The 17,593-nt window shown below is 65.9% G+C and carries 15 protein-coding genes; 2 read left to right on the top strand and 13 right to left on the bottom strand.

Annotation, left to right across the window (positions count from 1 at the left end; translation table 11 throughout):
• Positions 1-9: 9 nt before the first annotated feature.
• Positions 10-705, bottom strand: a complete 696-nt coding sequence (locus tag ACFVW6_RS11740; protein WP_378831601.1) for a TetR/AcrR family transcriptional regulator — start codon at positions 703-705, stop codon at positions 10-12.
• A 37-nt stretch (positions 706-742) separates the two neighbouring features.
• On the opposite strand from ACFVW6_RS11740, the gene ACFVW6_RS11735 reads away from it, so the two are divergent.
• On the top strand, positions 743-1,474 hold the full coding sequence (locus ACFVW6_RS11735) for an alpha/beta fold hydrolase (RefSeq protein ID WP_378831599.1): 732 nt from the start codon (positions 743-745) through the stop codon (positions 1,472-1,474).
• A gap of 58 nt (positions 1,475-1,532) precedes the next feature.
• Here the strand turns inward: ACFVW6_RS11735 and ACFVW6_RS11730 are convergent, their stop codons facing one another.
• Genes ACFVW6_RS11730 through ACFVW6_RS11700 form a run of 7 tightly spaced genes read right to left on the bottom strand, consistent with a single transcriptional unit; the run spans position 1,533 to position 7,957 of the window.
• Entirely contained in the window at positions 1,533-3,617 is a 2,085-nt protein-coding gene (locus ACFVW6_RS11730; protein WP_378831596.1) for an MMPL family transporter, read from the bottom strand.
• The gene (locus tag ACFVW6_RS11725; protein ID WP_378831594.1) at positions 3,614-4,537 is read right to left on the bottom strand and encodes a hypothetical protein; all 924 of its coding nucleotides are present in this window, start codon (positions 4,535-4,537) and stop codon (positions 3,614-3,616) included. Before ACFVW6_RS11725 ends, ACFVW6_RS11730 begins: the two co-directional genes overlap by 4 nt.
• Positions 4,534-5,016, bottom strand: coding sequence for a type II toxin-antitoxin system RatA family toxin (locus tag ACFVW6_RS11720; protein ID WP_378831593.1), 483 nt, complete (start codon positions 5,014-5,016; stop codon positions 4,534-4,536). Before ACFVW6_RS11720 ends, ACFVW6_RS11725 begins: the two co-directional genes overlap by 4 nt.
• Positions 5,009-6,043 (bottom strand): SDR family oxidoreductase, encoded by a 1,035-nt coding sequence (locus ACFVW6_RS11715; protein WP_378831591.1) that lies wholly within the window; start codon positions 6,041-6,043, stop codon positions 5,009-5,011. The genes ACFVW6_RS11720 and ACFVW6_RS11715 overlap by 8 nt, the downstream gene beginning before the upstream one ends.
• Positions 6,040-6,855, bottom strand: a complete 816-nt coding sequence (locus tag ACFVW6_RS11710; RefSeq protein WP_378831588.1) for an aminoacyl--tRNA ligase-related protein — start codon at positions 6,853-6,855, stop codon at positions 6,040-6,042. Before ACFVW6_RS11710 ends, ACFVW6_RS11715 begins: the two co-directional genes overlap by 4 nt.
• A complete protein-coding gene (locus ACFVW6_RS11705) occupies positions 6,852-7,097 on the bottom strand; it encodes a hypothetical protein (RefSeq protein ID WP_378831586.1) in 246 nt (81 codons plus the stop codon). The genes ACFVW6_RS11710 and ACFVW6_RS11705 overlap by 4 nt, the downstream gene beginning before the upstream one ends.
• The gene (locus ACFVW6_RS11700) at positions 7,094-7,957 is read right to left on the bottom strand and encodes a diiron oxygenase (RefSeq protein WP_378831584.1); all 864 of its coding nucleotides are present in this window, start codon (positions 7,955-7,957) and stop codon (positions 7,094-7,096) included. Before ACFVW6_RS11700 ends, ACFVW6_RS11705 begins: the two co-directional genes overlap by 4 nt.
• A gap of 375 nt (positions 7,958-8,332) precedes the next feature.
• On the opposite strand from ACFVW6_RS11700, the gene ACFVW6_RS11695 reads away from it, so the two are divergent.
• Entirely contained in the window at positions 8,333-8,902 is a 570-nt protein-coding gene (locus ACFVW6_RS11695) for a TetR/AcrR family transcriptional regulator (RefSeq protein ID WP_378831581.1), read from the top strand.
• An 83-nt stretch (positions 8,903-8,985) separates the two neighbouring features.
• Here ACFVW6_RS11695 and ACFVW6_RS11690 read toward each other — a convergent pair whose 3' ends face one another.
• The 5 genes from ACFVW6_RS11690 to ACFVW6_RS11670 all read right to left on the bottom strand — a co-directional run bounded on the left by ACFVW6_RS11690 (position 8,986) and on the right by ACFVW6_RS11670 (position 17,285).
• Complete coding sequence (locus ACFVW6_RS11690) at positions 8,986-9,393, bottom strand: hypothetical protein (RefSeq protein ID WP_378831579.1); 408 nt, start codon at positions 9,391-9,393, stop codon at positions 8,986-8,988.
• A 6-nt stretch (positions 9,394-9,399) separates the two neighbouring features.
• Entirely contained in the window at positions 9,400-10,665 is a 1,266-nt protein-coding gene (locus ACFVW6_RS11685) for an aspartate kinase (RefSeq protein ID WP_378831576.1), read from the bottom strand.
• Entirely contained in the window at positions 10,662-13,448 is a 2,787-nt protein-coding gene (locus ACFVW6_RS11680) for a beta-ketoacyl synthase N-terminal-like domain-containing protein (RefSeq protein ID WP_378831574.1), read from the bottom strand. Before ACFVW6_RS11680 ends, ACFVW6_RS11685 begins: the two co-directional genes overlap by 4 nt.
• Before the next feature lie 225 nt (positions 13,449-13,673).
• Positions 13,674-13,871: a hypothetical protein gene (locus ACFVW6_RS11675; RefSeq protein WP_378831572.1), complete on the bottom strand. Its 198-nt coding sequence runs from the start codon at positions 13,869-13,871 to the stop codon at positions 13,674-13,676.
• Between the two features lie 306 nt (positions 13,872-14,177).
• Positions 14,178-17,285: an amino acid adenylation domain-containing protein gene (locus ACFVW6_RS11670; RefSeq protein ID WP_378831569.1), complete on the bottom strand. Its 3,108-nt coding sequence runs from the start codon at positions 17,283-17,285 to the stop codon at positions 14,178-14,180.
• Positions 17,286-17,593: the final 308 nt, after the last annotated feature.

Below are 17,593 nucleotides of genomic sequence, written 5' to 3'. Positions count from 1 at the left end.
CAGGCCTGATCAACGGGCCTGCTCGTTCGCCGTTCGCTCGTGATCGGCGTCCCGTTCGGTAGCGCCAGTGCGGCGGTGTGTTCCGTGCGCGACGATGTCGGCGATCGTGTCGATGTAGTCAGGGCTGAGCGTCAGCCCACGCAGCACCAGCCGCGCCCACAGCGAGCCTGCCAGTAGATCGATCACGGTGCCTGCATCGATATCGGCCGGTACCTCCCCGCGTGCGACGGCTCTGTCGAAGATGGCCTGCTCGCGCTCGAGTCGTTCGCTGAAGAACCGGTGACCGACAGTGGCGAGCGCCGGTCGTGACGCCGATGCGGACAGGACCGCCGCCGCGATGGCCGCGGTGTCCTCGGCTGTCAGCAATCGGGCGATCTCGCGCGCGAGCGCGGCGAGATCACCGCGGAAGGTGCCGGTGTCGGGGAGGGAAATCCGTAACGGTGCAGCAACAGTCAGGGCCGCGGCCAACAACGCGTCCTTGGATGGCCACCACCGATACAGCGTCGTCTTGTTGACCCCGGATCGGTGGGCGACCGCCTCCATCGTCATGGCGTCGTACCCGGCGTCGGCGAGAAGCTCCAGGGCGGCGAGGTAGATGACCTCGGCTTTGCGTGGGCCTGCGGTGGGTGGGTCGGTTGCGGACACACCGTCACGATACAACGCAACGTTGCGTTGGATATCCGGCTGAGATACGCTCGAATGCAACGCAACGTTGCGTTGCTTTTCGCGAGGAGGGGTTGCGATGTCGGATCGTCTGCCGGTGGTTCTCGTTCATGGAATCAGACTGAGCGGCGCGGCCTGGACCACGGTCGCCGATCGCGTCGCCGACGCTCATCCGGTGATCGCCGTCGATCTGCCGGGTCACGGACGGCGTCGTGGCGAGAAGTTCACGCTGGTCGCCGCCGCCGAAACGGTCAGCGCCGCCATCGATTCCGTCGGTGGTCGCGCTGTGATCGTCGGGCACTCCCTGGGGGGATATGTCGGTATCGCGGCCGCCGCCGAGGCTCCTGGCGCAGTGGCAGGCCTGGTCGTCGCCGGCTCGACCTGCGTGCCGAGCCGGTCGCTGATGCTGCCGTTCTCCGTGATGCATCGGGTGCTGTCGCTGCAGCCCGATGGCGGTCAGCGGTCGAGTGCGCGACTGTTCGACATGATGCTGCCGCGGCCGGTGGCAGTCGCCATCAACGGTGCGGGCATCGCTACCGAGGTGATCCCGGACGTGGTCGCCGAGCTCAGCCGATTCGACGTGCTCGCGGCGCTGGCCTCGTACCAGGGTCCGGTGTGGCTGATCAACGGCCGACACGATCACCTGCGGATACACGAACGCCGCTTCGTCCGGGCCTGCCACACCGGACGACTGAGCGTGGTCCCCCGAGCCGGGCACTACCTGCCACTGGCGGATCCGGTGCGTTTCGCCGACTTCGTTCTCGAAGCGGCGGCGTCGGCCGAGCACCGGCTGAGTACCGATCCGAACTGAATTTCCGAAGCCCGACGAATGATGGCCCGCAGGCGTGATGCCCGCGGGCCATCGACGGTCAGCGCTGCGACACCGTGGCCTTCGTGTCGGCCGCGGGCAGATCGTCTCGGTGTAGCGCCGAAGGCCACCAGTTGTAGCGGCCGAGCAGACCCATCAACGACGGCACGAGCAGAACCCTGACCAGGGTCGCGTCGAGCACGACAGCCAATGCCGCACCGGCACCGAGCATCTGCACCGGGGTGAGTTGTGAAGCCAGCAACGCGCCCAACGGAATGACCAGCAGCAGTGCCGCCGCGGTGACCACCGGCGCGGTACTCGCGAGACCGACATCGACCGACTCGCGAGGTGACGCCCCGGCCTGGCGGGCCTCGGTCATGCGGTGGAACAGGAACGAGGCGTAGTCGGTCGACAGGCCGTAGGCCAGCACCGCGACGATGACCAGCGCGGTCACTTCCAGTGCGGGCGAACCACCGATCGCGGTGTGCTGGAACACGATAACGAGGATGCCGAGAGTGGCGCCCAGTGACAGCACACCGATGACCGCGTTCTTGATCGGGATGACCACCGACCGGGTGAGGACGCCAAGGAACAGCCCGCTCAGCACGATCAGCAGGAGCGCGACGTACGGCAGTCGGTGCGCCAGGCTCTGCAACAACGATTCGAATCGCGCGACCTCGCCGAGAACCTGCGCATCGGGGACGGTGCCGCGCACCGACCGCAGAATTTCGCGACTGCGGGGCGAGGTGGCAGGGGAATCCACGGCAGCGTTGATCACACTGGATCCATCCGACAACGGGACGGGGGGCTGCACCCGGAGTATCCCGGGCAGGGCGCCGATCAGTTCGGCGGCTCGCTGTGGCGTCATGGGAGAGCTGGCGTCGACGAGCACGGCGATGCCGGTATCGGCATGGTCGAAGTCGTTGCGTAGCATCGTGGTTACCCGCGCGGCGGCGGAATCCGCGGGCAGTACGTCGGTGTCGTACCCTTGGATCCGGGCGCCCAGTGCTGGTGCCGCGAGTAGTGCCAGCACCAGCGTTCCGGTCACCGCGACCACGGCCGCATGACGTTGGACCAACCCACTCCACTGCCGCCACCGTCGGCCGGCATCGGCGGGACGTGCTCGCCGCAGGCTCAGTGCCTCGATCCGGTCGCCCAGCAACAACAGAATCGCGGGCAGCACCACCAGCGCGAAGATCAGGCACGCCCCCGTCAACGCGACGCCGGCGATCCCCATCGAATACAGGAAACGCTGCGGCAGCAGGCACAGCGTCGCGAGCGCCGACATCACGGTCAATCCGCTGAACGCGACAGTGCGCCCGGCGCTGCGCATCGCGACGTAGACCGCGTGCGGCACCGCCGACGTGCGACGCTCGGCGCGGTAGCGCGTAATGATCAACAGGCTGAAGTCGATCGCGAGCCCCGTGCCCAGGGCTGTGATGAGATTGAGGGCAAAGGTCGACAACTGCAGGGCCTGTTGGGCGACGAGCAACGCGACGAATGTGGTCAGGACGCTGAACCCGGCGCCGATCAGCGGAATCGCGGCAGCGACCGCAGTGCGGAACACCCACAGCAGCGCGATGACCAGCAGCGGAAACGCGACCAGTTCGGCGATGAACAGGTCCTCGGTGGAGATGGTCGCGGTGTCGTGGTTCGCCACGGTAGGACCGCCGACGATCGACCGCTGCGCGAGTCCGGGTACGGCCTCGATCGCACGCTGGACCTGGTCGAGGAAATGGGTGTCGCCGCCCGCGTCACGATCCAGGGCCACCAGCAGATAGGCGTGATCGCCATCGTTCGAGATCATCCGGGGGTCGCCGGTGGTGTCGAAATCCGCCACCGCCACGATGTGGGCGACACCGAGCAGTGCGGGGCGGATCTCGGTGAGTTCGGGGCACGGGTGTGTGCTCCCACGGGTGCAGTCGACGATCACCTGCAACCCTTGCTCGGAGTCGATTCCGGTGCGCTGGGTGTAGTCGGCCATCGCCGCGCTGAAATCGGAGTTGGGGTCGTCGTAGTCCGCCAGCGAGGCAGTCATCTTCGGCGCGACGAGCACGGCCGCCAGCATGCCGAGTGCGGCGAGCGCCAGGGCCGCGGCGACGACAGTGCGAGGGCGCAGCAGTGCGAGGCCGATCAGAATTCTCATGCGAGCACCCCGGTCACGGTTGTGAGATCGATGCACGTCCAATAGTTGTGCCCGCTCGAGACCGCCATCACCCGGTCGCCCGCCGCCATGGTCGGCGCGTAGGTGTCGAGGTTGACCAGAACATCGGCCGCCAGGCAATGGCCGTGCGCGGCGGTCTGCCGCAGCATCCGCGCCGGGTCGAAGCCGCCGAGGCGGGCGAACATCTGGACCACGGTGTCACCGAGATTGCCACAGATCAGGTGTGGGAACGCCGTCGGCGCGATATCGGCGAAGAAGCCGCGGTAGGCGCGCTGGATTCCGGCGACGGTGCCGCGAACCATGTCCATGGTGTCGACCGCCGGATCCACATCGTGCATGCCGTGGTCGACCGAGGGGGTGATCTTGCCGATCGCCCACGAGGTCGAGTTCGGCGCCGGTGCGGCGGAGACGATGGCCGCGGCGGCGGCATCGCTCATCAAACAGGTGCCCGCGTCCACGAGCCGCGGACGGTCGTCCCAGATGTCGGTGGTGACAATGAGAACGGTGCGATGCTCGCCCGATCGCACGGCGTTGCGTGCCGTCGCGAGCGCCGCGCCGAAGTTCGCGCAGACATTGCCGGTGACGGCGATCAACGGTGTCGTCCTGCCGCCGAGCGCGTCGGCGAAACGGTTGGGGTCCTTGCTGATATCGGCACGGGTGTCGGTTGATTCGGTCGAGTACAAGATCACATCGACCTGGGTGATATCGAGGTCGGCTCGTCGCAGTGTTGTTGTCGCGGCTTCGTGAGCGAGTTGCCATGGGGCGCAGTCGGCGCGGAAATAGTACTCGATGCCTTCGGCGCCGGTCCGTGCGCGCAGTGCCGGGTCGGCGTCGATTTCGTCCAGGAACGACTGCTTTTCGCCGTGCGCCCAGGTGATCGAATGCAGGTACGCGGTGGTCATGCGGGTACTCCCGGGTGTTGCGCCGCGCTCGAGGGCGGGGTGAACGCGGTATCCGGACCGAGCAGCGCGGTCAACAGCGCACGCATCGTGTCGTCGAAGGCGCGGTGGGCGATGGGTTCGAGTACGTCGGCGACAGCGGGCATCCCGAGGTCGAAGGTGGCGTTCAGGGTGACGCGGGTGGGTCGGTCGAGCTCGCCGGTCACCTGCCAGGCTCCCGCGAACTCGGCGAAGTCGCCGTCGATCTGGCGGAAATCGATGCGGTGGGCCGAGGTATCGATGGTGTCGTGCTCGCGCCATTTCAGGATTCCGCCGTGAAACCGCACTGCCCACTCCGAACTCGGTGGGTCGCCCGCGTGGTCGACGGTCAGCGAAACGATGACCTCGGGCACCAGGGCGGGATAGCGGCGGAAATCGGAGACCAGAGTGAATGTGGCTTCCGGCGGTGCCGTGGTGGTGGCGGTGATGGTGTATTCAGGCATGAACGATCGCCTCTTCCCTCGAACGCGGTGCTGCGCCGGCTCGAGCCCAGTGGTCGAGCGAGCGGTTCAGCTGAAGCAGTGGATCGGTGACGGCGGGCTGGTAGTCGCCGACGGTCGTGGCGTCGGGAAACGGGTCGACGATCGACACGTAGGGAGCCACATGGGTGAACAGGTTGTCGATCCGCCGGGCCAGGCCCGGGTCGAGCTCGGACAAGAAGACAGGGCGAATCAGTCGCTCGTATTGGTCACGGTCGATGAAGCGTGGGGCGCGGGGGCGTGGCTCTCCCGTCGATCGCGGGGCGAGGAAGGCCTCGATCACCTCCCAGACGCGAGGGGCCGCCGCGCCGCAGGTGAGCCACACCAGATCGTGCCCGGTGTCACCGCGATCCAGCGCGACCCGGCTCAGCTGCGCCAGTGCGGCAGCGACGACATCCTGGGTGATGATGTCGACGCGGGAATCGGCGCCACACGGGAAGAAGGGCAACCGACCGCCCCGAACGAGTTCGGCCAGCCGGAACAGGCCCTGGTAGTCGGCGATGTGACCGTCGCTCGAATCGCCGATCACGATGGAAGGGCGCACGATGGTCCAGCGTCGGGCGTGGTCGGTGACGAGGCGTTCGCCGACGAGTTTGGATTCGGCGTAGTTCAAACGCGCGCCGCGGTTCTCGGCCCGGTCGATGGCCTCGACGAAGGCGGTGCTGACGTGGATCAGCGGGACATCGGCGTCGTTGGCCAGCTCGATCGCGTGCCGGGTGCCGCGGGCGTTGTCCTCGGCGAGCACGGCGGGATCGGCATTGAGGGAGGTGTTCGCGGCACAGTGCAGCACGCACCCGGTGCCCTCGATCAGCTGGTTGTACGCGGTGTCGTCGAGGCCGAACCGTGGCGCGGTGATGTCGCCGGTGATGGTGTCGACGCCGGGGAGTGGCGTGCGATGGGTGAGGGCGGTGTAGGACCCGGCAGTGAGCCGCTCCCGCAACGCGGTGCCGACGACACCGGTGGCGCCGGTGAGCAGGATCGGGTTGCTCATTCGCCGCTCGCCGTCGTGTCGAAGGCGACGATGGCCGCGTGCGCGGCCGCCCAATCACCGTTGAACCTGCGGTCCAGTGCGTGCACCCAGCGTTCGAGGCCGAACGCCACGCAACTGGTGTGCACCGGATCGCCCCGGAAGCTGATGCGGGCACGATCACCGAAGAAGTTGCGGTGGCTGTTGAACGAGGCGATGGCGACGCCGTCGTCGGTCACGATCTCTTCCTTCACCGGCAGCAATCGCTGCATCAGCGCTCGGGATCCGTTCGGGTCGAAGAACGGATCGGTGGCGTGCTGCACCTGCACCGACAACCCGAGGTGTTCGGTCAACGACAGCACGCGGGGTTTGACATGGGTCAGGTGCGTGGTGGCATGGTCTGCCGGACCCAGGGCGACCAGCTCTCGCATCGTGAACTGGTGCAGTCGGCGTAAGCCGTGATAACGGGTTTCGTTGCGGCAGCACCGGCTCGCGACAGTCACGAGCAACGGCTCCTCGAGTACGGTGTCGGTCAGTGCGGCGTATGCCCCATAGCAGGCCGCCGAGGTGATGAACAGCTCCTCGTGCGAACCGTCGGCGTCGGCTGTCATGGTCGGTGTCGCGGCGACGGCGAGGTGCGGGAAGTTGTCGAAATAGTCGAAGGACGTCAGTTGCGAACGGGTGAGCAACGCGGGCAGATCCCACGGTTGCGCGTGGATCTCGGTGGCCCACTGCTGAAAGATCGCGTCGATGGCGTATTTCACGCGAGTGACATCCGGGCCGAATACTGCGAGGCCGTCGGTGACGCGGTATCCGGGTGTGGTCGTCTCGATCATGGATTCCTCGGGGTGAAGTAGGTGTCACGGAGCCCTCGTAGGCTGCGAATCGAGTCGAGATCGAGTGTCTCCATGTCGATTTCGTCTCCCGTGAGTTCTTGGATCAGCAGCAGGAACTCCACCAGGCCCAACGAGTCCAGGGTGCGGCTCTCGATCAGGTCCAGATCGGGATCGTCGCCGGTGAAGTCAGGGTTGCGGGTGGCGAGAAAGCTGATGACCTCCTGCGGTAGGTGGTGGGTCACTCGTCCCACCCACCCGCGTAGAGACCGAGGCGTCGGTAGAAGCGGTCCAGGCGGCGCATGATCTCGGTGTGGACTTGTGCGCGGGCGGGATGGGTCAGCAGCCGGCGACGCATCGCCAACGGGTTGTCCACGCCGGCGTAGGCATAGCAGCGGGGGTTGTACATACTGGCCACCGAATAGCGGATGTAGTTCTTGACGTAGTTCGCGACGTCGCCGTGTTCGGCTTCGCCGCCGTTGCTCATCGCCTCGGCGTAGAGCGACTCGACGAGCCGTTTGCCGAACGCGACGTGGCGGTTCTCGTCGTGGTGATGCACCGCATGTAATTCGGCGATGATCGGCGGGATGAGGGTGCTGCCACCCAGCCGCGCGTTGTAGTAGTCGAACAGCTCCTCGAAGACCAGGATCCTGCTGAACACCATGAAGTCGGTCCATGGGCCCTTGGCTACCGGACTCGCCAGTGGGCTGGGCGCCGCCGCGGGATACACCCCGTCCCAATAACGGTTGCAGAATTCGGCGAAGAACCACATGTGGTCGTTTTCTTCACCGATGAAATGGTGTAGATACTCCGATTCCGGACGGAATCGGGGAGTGTGGATTCGCGCGGCGACCTCGCCCATGAGTTCACGTATGCCGTGGACGTGCAGGCTGAAGAAGTTGATCGTCTCGGCCTGGGAGAGGCGTATCGCATCAGCGCTATCCCAGTGCTGCTCGGTTCCGTGACTGGTCAGGAAAGGTGGGTCCATCCACCACACTTCGCGGTCGACCTCGGCCGGCCAATCGAACCGTGTGTACGGGTTGTAGAAGTCACGTCGAGACAGGTCCGTCAACCGTCCCAACGCCGCCTCGAGTTTCGCATTCATCGCATTCCTAGGTAGGGCGGGGTCCCGCGCGGTTCCGGCGGACATGTCGGGTTGAGCATGCGTAATGCGAGGGCGTCGACTCAACGGGTTTCGTCACGGCCCCCTCGACTCGATGCCGGGTCGATTCGATGTGCGTCGACGATCCCTGTGAGCAACCGCGCAATCGAGGTGGGACCGACCTCTTGCGTTCCGGCGGACCGTGGGTCACAGTGGTGTCTGACATATGTCTGTCATCGTGTATGACATGCCGTTATTGCCGGGCCTGCCGCTGAGCTCTCAGCTCGTGTCCGAGCCGGTGGAGGAGGTTCCCGCGAGATGCTTACGAATCGGACGTCGTCTGCGAAAGCGCGCCGCAAGCAGGCCGCAGCGGATCTGATGGTTGCCTTGCGAGAGCTGCTCGAGGAGGGAACGGCCTTCTCCGACATCACCATCCAGCAGATCACCGAGCGCGGCGGGGTGTCACGCCCCGCCTTCTACAGCCACTTCGTCGACAAGAACGAGTTGTTGTCCAGGCTGGTGGTCGATGCGCTGTCGCCGGTCACCGCGCGGATGAGTGAACAGATGGGGGAGTGGCCGTCGGGGCCGGCGCACATGCCGGCGGCACTACGCGCTGCGATCGAATATCTGGAGCCGCACCGCGTGGTGATCGCCGCCTTCCTCGAGGTGGCCAACTATGACGCCGATGTCGCCGCGGCACTACAGGCCTCCCTCACCGCGTTCCGCGGCGAGCTGACGCAGCGGATCCAGCGACAGCAGGAGGCGGGTGTGGCGCTCGGCGGTGACGCGAGCACGATCGCCCTGGCGCTGTCCGCGCTCGCGATCGAAATGGTTCGTGAGTTCGTCAACGGCGAGAACGGCGTCGACGCGCAACGATGGGTCGAGATCATGTCACTGGTGTGGGGTCGCGTCGTCTACGGCGACCAGGCCGACGCCGCGGCGGGCTGACCAAGCGCCCTGTCGACGGACCGACGACACAAGGGGTCGGCCGGTGATTCGAGTCACCGGCCGACCCCTCGTCGATTATCTGGTCAGTCCGGGGTGGAGGTGAAAGCCACTACCACCGAAGAGATCGACGCAGCCGCGATCACGCCACAGACGATGTTTCCGCCGGCGGTCGTGATGCCCTGCCACTGCTGGATCGCGATCGGCATGAATGCGGCGGCGATCACGCAATCGACCACGATCACGGCGACGATCGACCGTTCGTCGGTGAGCAGCCGCCGTAGCTGTGTGATCATGGTGGCGCCGCCGATCACACAGGCGATTCCAGCGAAAGCGAGCAATGCGGGTGTCAATCCATGGTGGACCGGCCAGAGTCCGCTGACGATCGCCACGAGCGCGGTGCCGCCGAGGATTTTGACCGTCGCATCGAAGAGCAGGCCGATCCGTGCGGTGGATAGGGCGGAGGCGGGCGGCCGAGAATTCAGAACAGACACAGACGATCAGCGCCCCGTTCCCGCGTACACCACCGCGGTGGTGTCACCGGCCAGGTCGAAAGCCTTGTGCACGGTCTTGACCGCGGTGTCGAGATCGGTGTCGGCGACCAGGACCGAGATGCGGATCTCGGAGGTCGAGATCAGGTCGATATTGATCCCGGCCTCGGCGAGCGACTCGAAGAACATCGCTGTCACGCCGGGGTGCGACTTCATCCCGGCGCCGACCAGGGACACCTTGCCGACCCGATTGTCGTAGGCGATCCGAGTGAATTCGATGTCGGCGCGGTGCTCGGTGAGCAGGCCGACCACACGCTGACCGTCGGAGCTGGGTACGGTGAAGGTGATGTCGGTCCTGCCGCTCTCGATGACCGACACGTTCTGCACCACCATGTCGATATTGATGCCGGCGTCGGCGACGACGCGAAACACCTTCGCGGCATAGCCGGGCAGGTCGGGAATGCCGACAACGGTCACCTTGGCCTCGCTGCGGTCGTGTGCGACGCCGCTGAGGATTGGTTGTTCCATGACAATCTGCTCCATCGATCCGGTGACGAGAGTTCCGGTGTTGTCTGTGTAGGAAGACCTGACGTGGATCGGCACGTTGTATCTGCGGGCGTACTCCACGCACCGCAGCATCAGAACTTTCGCGCCACAAGCGGCCAATTCCATCATCTCCTCGTAGGAGATCGTGTCGATCTTGGTGGCATCGGTGGCGAGGCGCGGATCAGCGGTGTACACGCCGTCGACATCGGTATAGATCTCGCAGACGTCGGCCCCGAGTGCGGCGGCGAGTGCCACCGCCGTGGTGTCCGATCCGCCGCGCCCCAGGGTGGTCACATCATCGGTGTCCTGTGCGATCCCCTGGAAGCCTGCGACCAAGGCGACGCAGCCATCGGCCAGTTCCGGTTTCAGCCGGCTCGGAACCATGTCGATGATCTTGGCGTTGCCGTGGGTTCCGGTGGTGATCACACCGGCCTGGGCGCCGGTGAACGACTTGGCCCGGACTCCGAGTGACTGGATAGCCATGGCCACCAACGCATTCGAGATCCGCTCGCCGGAGGTCAGCAACAGATCGAGCTCACGAGACTCGGGCTCGGCGCAGACCTGGCGGGCCAGATCGACGAGATCGTCGGTCGTGTCGCCCATCGCCGAACAGACCACCACCACCTCGTGCCCTTGCCTCTTGGTCGCGACGATCCGTTCGGCGACCCGACGGATCCGTTCGGGAGTGGCGACCGACGAACCACCGAACTTCTGGACGATCAGACTCATGCGACCACCTCGGTGTCGCCCACGGCCCCTGCTGCCACCGCGGCGGTGAAGGCGGCCGCCAGCGCGGGCACGAGGTCGGCGTCGGTGAACATCGTGTAGTGGTTGCCGGGGACCGAGATGATGTCGACCTCGCCCGCCAGGTGGGCGATCCACGCGTCCTTGGGGACGAGTCGAATCCGCAGCGAGGCGAGTTCGTCCTCGGGGTGTTCCTCGGCGGCGTCGAAGATCACGCAGCGGCCCCGGAACCGACTGTCCGGGTAGTAGCCCTTGAGCGCGTTGTGGTTCTGGCGCCAGGTCTGGGCGAAGCCGACGATGTCCTCGTCGGAGATATTGAGCCACTCCGGGCGGGACTCGAGCAGGGTCGGCAGTTCTACCAGGGTGTCGGCGGTGCGGTCCGTGGCCAGAGTGAGACCGGGCACCGCGGCCGAGATCATCTGCGGCAGGGCAGTCAGGAACTCCGCTTCGGTGAGCTCGTCGCCGAGGTAGGCCAGCGGCGCGTGCGAGTCGAACAGGTAGAGCTCGGTCACTGTGTCACCGGCCGCCTGCAGCTGCAGCGCCATCTCGAGCGCCACATTGCCGCCGAAGGAGTAGCCGCCGAGGCGGTACGGGCCGCTGGGCTGGATGGCGACGAGCTCGGCCACGTTGCGCCGGGCCAGCTCTCGGATGGAGGCGGATTCGCCGTGGGCCGGCGCGGTGAAGGCCACGATCGGCCCGCTGTTGTCGAGGTGGCCGGCCAGCCGGGAGTAGCCGAAGTTGGTGCCACCTGCCGGTGGCACCAGGAACAGCGGCGCACCGTCTCCGGCGACGATGCTGACCGTCGCCGCGCGCTGCGCGGTTCCGGCGATGACGTCGGCGATGTGCGCCGCGATATCGGCGACAGTGCGCAGACCCTCGAACCCGTCGAAATCGAGCTGCACATCGAAGTGATCGCGGGCGGTGGTGACCAAGTCGACCATGGCGATCGACTCTCCGCCCGCGTCGTAGAAGTCCGAATCGAGTTCGATGGCCTCGTCTTCGAGGAGATCGCGGACGGTGTCGAGAACGAATTCCGCGATGACGGCCGGATCTTCCACGCGGGAGCTCCTGGGCGTCGCCTGCGCTACGGCGCTGTCAGCGCCGCCGGCGGCGGCTTGCGGCTCGATCCAGTACGACTCGGTGTCGAAGGCGTAGGTGGGAAGCGAGAGCTTCTGCGCAGCAACGGGTTCCGATGCCGAGCTCGGAGCAGGAACGCTGCCGGTGCGGGCGAACTGCGCCAGGACGGTCGCGGCCTGCGCGGCGGTCTGTGCGTCGAAGGTCAGCGTTTCCGGGAACTTCTTGCGGCCGGCGTGCAGTGTCCAGGCGACGTCGTCGATGCGGTGAGCCTCGGTCTGCAGAGCCGTGGCCAGGCGTGCGGCGTTCCGGCGCAACGACTCGGTGGTGTTGGCGCTGATCGTGATGCGATGTGCCCCTGCCGGTTCCGGACGAGCCGAGACCGGTCGGTGGTGGCGACGCAAGACCGCGTGGGTGTTCGTGCCGCCGAGGCCGAACGAGCTGACCGCCGCTGCTTCGATCGGACTGTCGGGGACGTGCGGCTTGATGTTGATGGCGTAGTTCGACTCCGTGAGCGGCACGTGGGGGTTGGCTTCGGTGAAGTTGATCTGGGGTGGGACCACCTGGTGGTGCAGTACCAGCGCGGTCTTGATCAGTCCGACCACACCCGCGGCGGCGTCGAGGTGGCCGACATTGGCTTTGATACTGCCCAGCAGGCACGATTCCGGCGCGCCGCCGGCGGCATCGCTGTGAGCCCGCGAGAGTGCGCGGAACTCGATCGGGTCGCCCAGTGCGGTACCGGTGCCATGGGTTTCGACATATCCCACCGCCGCGGCCGCGACGCCGGCGTTCGACAGCGCCCGGCCGATGACTGCGGCCTGCCCGGTCACACTGGGTGCGGTGAACCCGATCTTGTTGGAGCCGTCGTTGTTGATGGCGGTTCCCGCGAGCACGGCGTACACGTGATCGTTGTCCGCGATCGCGTCGGCGAGTCGTTTCAGCACGACGACGCCGCAACCGTTGCCACTGACGGTGCCGCTGGCGTCGCGGTCGAACGGACGGCAATGTCCGTCACGCGCGCCGATGCCGCCCTCCTGGTAGAGGTATCCGGAGGTCTGCGGGTTCACGATCGAGACGCCACCGGCGAGGGCGATGTCGTTGTCGCCGGTTCGCAGCGAGGTCGCCGCCTGATGAATGGCGACCATCGAACTCGAGCAGGCACTCTGCACGGTGGCGGCCGCGCCGCGAAGGCCGAGTTTGAACGCGACCCTGGTTGCCAGGAAGTCCTTGTCGTTGCCGATCAGGACGGGGTAGTTGAGATCGTCGACCCGGTAGCGGCTGTTGCGTTGGATGTTGTTGAGCAAGTACGTACTCAGCGTGGTCGAGGCGTAGATGCCGATGCGTCCCGCGGTCGACGCGGCGACGACACCGGCGTCCTCGAGCGCCTCCCAGGCTGTCTGCAGCAGGATTCGGTGCTGGGGGTCGGTGATCTTGGCTTCGTAGGTGGTGAATCCGAAGAATCCCGCGTCGAACTGATCGACATCGTCGAGCACGGTGCCCGCGGGCACGTACTGCGGGTTGTCGACGAGGTCGGCGGGAACACCGGCGGCCAGCAGTTCTGCTCGGTCGAACCGGCGTACCGATTCGACCCCGTCGAGCAGGTTTCGCCAGAGGCCGGTGTGGTGGGTGGCGTCGGGCAGGCGAGTGCCGATGCCGATGATCGCGATGGGCTCCTGCGCCCTGTTTTCGTGCATGGTTCTACTCCGTCGGAAAGGTGGTGGGATCGACTGAATGATTCCGAATCGACGTGGAATTCGGGAAAGCGTTCGCTGAGACCGAATTTAGTCGATTTACGAGTTCGGTGGACGGGTGTGAGCTGTGATCGTTCAGCCAGTCCATCGCGTTATGAAAGTCGTCGACGCGCCGGAATCCGTTGATCTCGAATGGAAGTCGCTGGAATCGCGGTGTCCGACGCCGGATTACATCGAGTAATCCGGTGTCATGCGCCCCGACACCAGTTCGCTGATATGTGCCAGCAGATGTCGTATTTCGTCGACCTGTCGACTCATTGCTGTCTCCCACCCGGTGGGAACGGCGCCGGACATCATTTCCGGATCGTCTATTTCGCTGATGGCGAGCACGAGATCGGATGTTCTGTCGATCAGATGGGTGTTCATTTCGGTGACCAAATGCTCGATATCCCGACCGGCGCGGTGTCGGCTGGTGAGCGATCGAGATGTGTTGTTCCCGGGTGCCATGGATTCCCCTGTCCGCAGCGAGTGGTGCCGGCAATTCCCGACACTGTGTCAGACTCCATGTCTGACAACCGTCAGGAGCCTATCAGGACTCCATGGGGGCTGAGGAGTGTATGTGACTCGCGGTTTCATGTGTGATGAGTCACAAGGGATCTGGGATGTACGCGCACGGGGCGGGGAACTCATCGGTTCCCCGCCCCGAGCGGTGGTGTACTGGTCGGCGACTAGTCAGGCTGCGACCAGAGTCTGCCGCTGAAGGCGCTCGAGGTGCTCGGACTGCTGCTGTGGCGTGGTGAATTCGAACATGTCCACCATCTCCAGTCGCTCAGGTCGTTCGCACGAACGGCGGAGCTCTTCGAGCACCCGGATGAGCTGTGTTGAGGTTCCGCCGGCATCGAAGAAGGCATCGTCGTCGCCGAAATCGTCACGGCCGAGCGCCGTCACCCACGCGGCTCGCACGGTGGCGAGTGCGCTCACTGCCCGCGAGGGGGCAGGTGCCGCGATCTCCGGCGCGGGGGCCGCTGTGGCCTCGGCCTCGCCTGCCCGGCTCGGCCACGGCAGGGCGGCATCGGAGACCTTGCCGTTGACGGTCAACGGCAGTGCCGCCAACGTGACGAATCGGTTGGGTCGCACGGCGGCCGCGAGTCGGTTGCGCAGCGCGTGGCGGATCTGGGCGTCGGTGATCGGGTAGGCGGTCACCACGAACGCGACCAACTCCGATTCCTCCGGTGATCGGTCGTCGACCCGGACCGCGCACTCGCGGATCCCGTCGACCGCCAGCAACGCCGCTTCGACCTCACCGAGTTCGATCCGCACGCCGCGTAGCTGGACCTGCTGATCCATCCGGCCCAGATAGACCAGGTCACCCGATTCGTCGATGCGGGCCAGGTCGCCCGAGCGGTAGTGCACACCGTCGCGTCCCGGCAACCGGATGAAGCGATCGGCGGTCAGATCGGGTCGCCCGAGGTAGCCGGCAGAGACACCGGCGCCGTAGACGAGCATCTCGCCGGTCACCCCGGCCGGAACCGGTCGCAGCTGCGGGTCGACGACCACGACGCCCATGTCGGGCAGCGGCTTTCCGATGACGCTGGCCCGTTTCGCGGCCAGGTCCGCGGCGGTGATGTGGTGGTAGGTGACATGTACCGTCGTCTCGGTGATGCCGTACATGTTGATCAGCTCGGCGCGGTCGCCGTAGAGCTCGAACCATCTGTCCAAGCTCTCGAACCGCAGCATCTCGCCACCGAACACCACCGATCGCACGGCGAAGCGTTCGGCATGCTCGGTGGTCATCGCCTGGGTGAGCTGGCGGAAGGCGGTCGGCGTCTGGTTGAGGACGGTGACCTCCTCGTCGGTGAGGAATCGGGCGAAATCGGCCGGAGAACGGCGGGTCCACTCGGGCACGATCGCCAATCGTCCACCGTGCAGCAGCGCCCCGAACAGCTCCCACACCGCGAAATCGAAAGCGTAGGAATGGAACAGCGCCCAGGTGTCGTCCGCACCGAACTGCATGTGCTCGCGCGCCGCGGAGAACAGCCGCAGCACATTGGCGTGGGTGACCGTGACGCCCTTGGGCACGCCGGTGGAGCCGGACGTGAAGATCACGTAGGCGGGGCGGTCGTGCAGGGCCTCGGCTGAGGTCTGGGCGAAGGGGGTCAACGCGGTCGTGTCCTGGAGCATCCGTCGGAGATCGATCCGCTCGGGACCATCGACATCGGGCAGTGCGCCGCGGCCGGCGATCACCGGCATGGCCTCGAATCGCGCGAGGATGTGCTCGACGCGTTGCTGCGGTGCGGCCGGATCGATGGGCACGTATGCCTTGCCTGCCTTGAGGATTGCCAGCAGTACGGTCGCCAGGTCGGCCGAGCGTTCCATCGAGACGCCGACGAAGTCGCCGTCGACGTTCTCGACGATCCAGCGGGCGAGTCGGCCCGCGCGCTGGTCGAGCTCGGCGTAGGTGTAGTAGCTGTCCTCGTAGGAAACCGCGACGGCATCGGGCGTGCGGGCGGCCTGGTGCTCGAACTGTGCGGCGAGCGAACCGAATTCCGGCTCGAAGACCGCACGCCGGCTGGTCGCGGCCTCGATCAGTGCCAGCTCCTGGCCGCTGACCCACGGAATTTCGCGCAGGCGTGCGCTCGGTCGGGTGGCCAGGAACGACAGCACGGTACTGATCACCTGCTCCGGTCGGCTCCGGGCCACCGTGTCACCCACCTGCAGGTAGTAGGTGTAGCCCGTGTCGTTCTCCTCGACATTGGCCATGAACGGGCACAACGCTTTGCCGCGTTCGAGGTGGATCGGGTCGATCTCGTAGCCCGGCAGGCTCAGCGACATCCGCTGGCGGTAGAACGTGAAGCTGCTCGACGGGCGCGATCGGCCGGCCTCCGCCGATCCGAAGACCGCGCTCGAATGTCCGGCGAGATCGAAGTCCTCGAATTCGATGAAGCGGCCCATCTGCTCCTCGACGTGCAGGCACAGACTCTCGAACGTGTCGAAATCGTCCAGATTCACCGTCAGCGGCAAGGTGTTGACATGGTAGCCATAGGCTTTCAACATGCGTTTGTCGCGGCGCCGGTTCGACAGCGGGACACCGGTGGTCACGGTCGACGTGCTGCTCAGGCAGCCGAGTACCAGCAGATGCGCGGCGAGGAAGAAACTGAACTTGCGCACACCGAGCGACTCCACAGCGCCGTCGATGTCGGCACTGAGCTGCGGGCCCAGGTCGACGGTGTGGTGCTGGCCGGGGAGTGCGCCGTCGCGGGTACGGTCGGCCTCCCACTCCGGGACCGACAGCGTCTCGACGCCTGCCAGGCTCGAGCGGAAGAACTCCACCGCGGCCGTCGTTCGCGCGGTGTCGGCGTCGACGAGCTCGGGAAACAGCGTCCCGCCGGGGATGGTGGCGTCGGGCACGCTGTACATCAGCATCAGGTCGGCGATGACGTTGTAGAAGGTGTGGACGTCGGCGATCATGTGCGAAGCGACGATCTTGATGTACACACTGATGTCGTCGCGGATGATCTCGGCGTCGAACAGCGGCCACTGGTCCATCGGAATCGGTGTGTCGAGCTGATCCGACACCTCGGCGCGCAGTTGTTCCCCGGCGTCACCGTCGCGCGTGATCAGCGGTGTTCGGTACTGCTGTGCCGTGTCGTAGACGGCATGCACCTCGCCGTCCTCGACGACGAAATACTCGTTCAGCGGCTCGGCCTGGCGGGCGACAGCGTCGATCGCTGCCCGCACTCGATCGACATCGATCTCACCTCGGATGCGCAGCAGGAATCCGACGTTGAAGGCCGGGTCGTTCGGAAAGAGAATCTGTTGGGTGTGAAGTTTTCGCTGCATTGCCGAAATTGGGCGACGACGCACGGTCACGTGGTCCTCCTCAGGTGTTACGTCGCGATATCAGGAGATGCGTCGTTGCGATCAACCTGATGAAAAGGGTGCTGTTGCACCTGCGCCCACCGGGGGTGCGAAATCGAGGATTGTTAGTTATGCACCGCGGGCGCAATCACTTTCGTCACGGGCGGGGCGGTATCGCGCCCGGTGGGAGCGTGATGTCGCTGACACGAGCGGGCCGTGACGCAACTCGTTGCCGTGTACGCAGCGGCCGGAAAGTATCGGTCCATACCGCACTACGGCAGAAATGAGGA

This window comes from Nocardia sp. NPDC058244 (assembly GCF_042882065.1).
GTDB lineage: Bacteria > Actinomycetota > Actinomycetes > Mycobacteriales > Mycobacteriaceae > Nocardia.
The sequence above is the reverse complement of the archived record's forward strand: the minus strand, read 5'-3'. Positions and strand labels throughout refer to the sequence as shown.

What these genes read in the sequence shown, in the direction of transcription:
- ACFVW6_RS11735 (WP_378831599.1), top strand. Translation starts at nt 743, where the DNA reads ATGTCGGATCGTCTGCCGGTGGTTCTCGTTCATGGAATCAGACTGAGC.
- ACFVW6_RS11730 (WP_378831596.1), bottom strand. Translation starts at nt 3,617, where the DNA reads ATGAGAATTCTGATCGGCCTCGCACTGCTGCGCCCTCGCACTGTCGTC.
- ACFVW6_RS11725 (WP_378831594.1), bottom strand. Translation starts at nt 4,537, where the DNA reads ATGACCACCGCGTACCTGCATTCGATCACCTGGGCGCACGGCGAAAAG.
- ACFVW6_RS11720 (WP_378831593.1), bottom strand. Translation starts at nt 5,016, where the DNA reads ATGCCTGAATACACCATCACCGCCACCACCACGGCACCGCCGGAAGCC.
- ACFVW6_RS11715 (WP_378831591.1), bottom strand. Translation starts at nt 6,043, where the DNA reads ATGAGCAACCCGATCCTGCTCACCGGCGCCACCGGTGTCGTCGGCACC.
- ACFVW6_RS11710 (WP_378831588.1), bottom strand. Translation starts at nt 6,855, where the DNA reads ATGATCGAGACGACCACACCCGGATACCGCGTCACCGACGGCCTCGCA.
- ACFVW6_RS11700 (WP_378831584.1), bottom strand. Translation starts at nt 7,957, where the DNA reads ATGAATGCGAAACTCGAGGCGGCGTTGGGACGGTTGACGGACCTGTCT.
- ACFVW6_RS11695 (WP_378831581.1), top strand. Translation starts at nt 8,333, where the DNA reads ATGGTTGCCTTGCGAGAGCTGCTCGAGGAGGGAACGGCCTTCTCCGAC.
- ACFVW6_RS11685 (WP_378831576.1), bottom strand. Translation starts at nt 10,665, where the DNA reads ATGAGTCTGATCGTCCAGAAGTTCGGTGGTTCGTCGGTCGCCACTCCC.
- ACFVW6_RS11680 (WP_378831574.1), bottom strand. Translation starts at nt 13,448, where the DNA reads ATGCACGAAAACAGGGCGCAGGAGCCCATCGCGATCATCGGCATCGGC.
- ACFVW6_RS11675 (WP_378831572.1), bottom strand. Translation starts at nt 13,871, where the DNA reads ATGAACACCCATCTGATCGACAGAACATCCGATCTCGTGCTCGCCATC.
- ACFVW6_RS11670 (WP_378831569.1), bottom strand. Translation starts at nt 17,285, where the DNA reads ATGCAGCGAAAACTTCACACCCAACAGATTCTCTTTCCGAACGACCCG.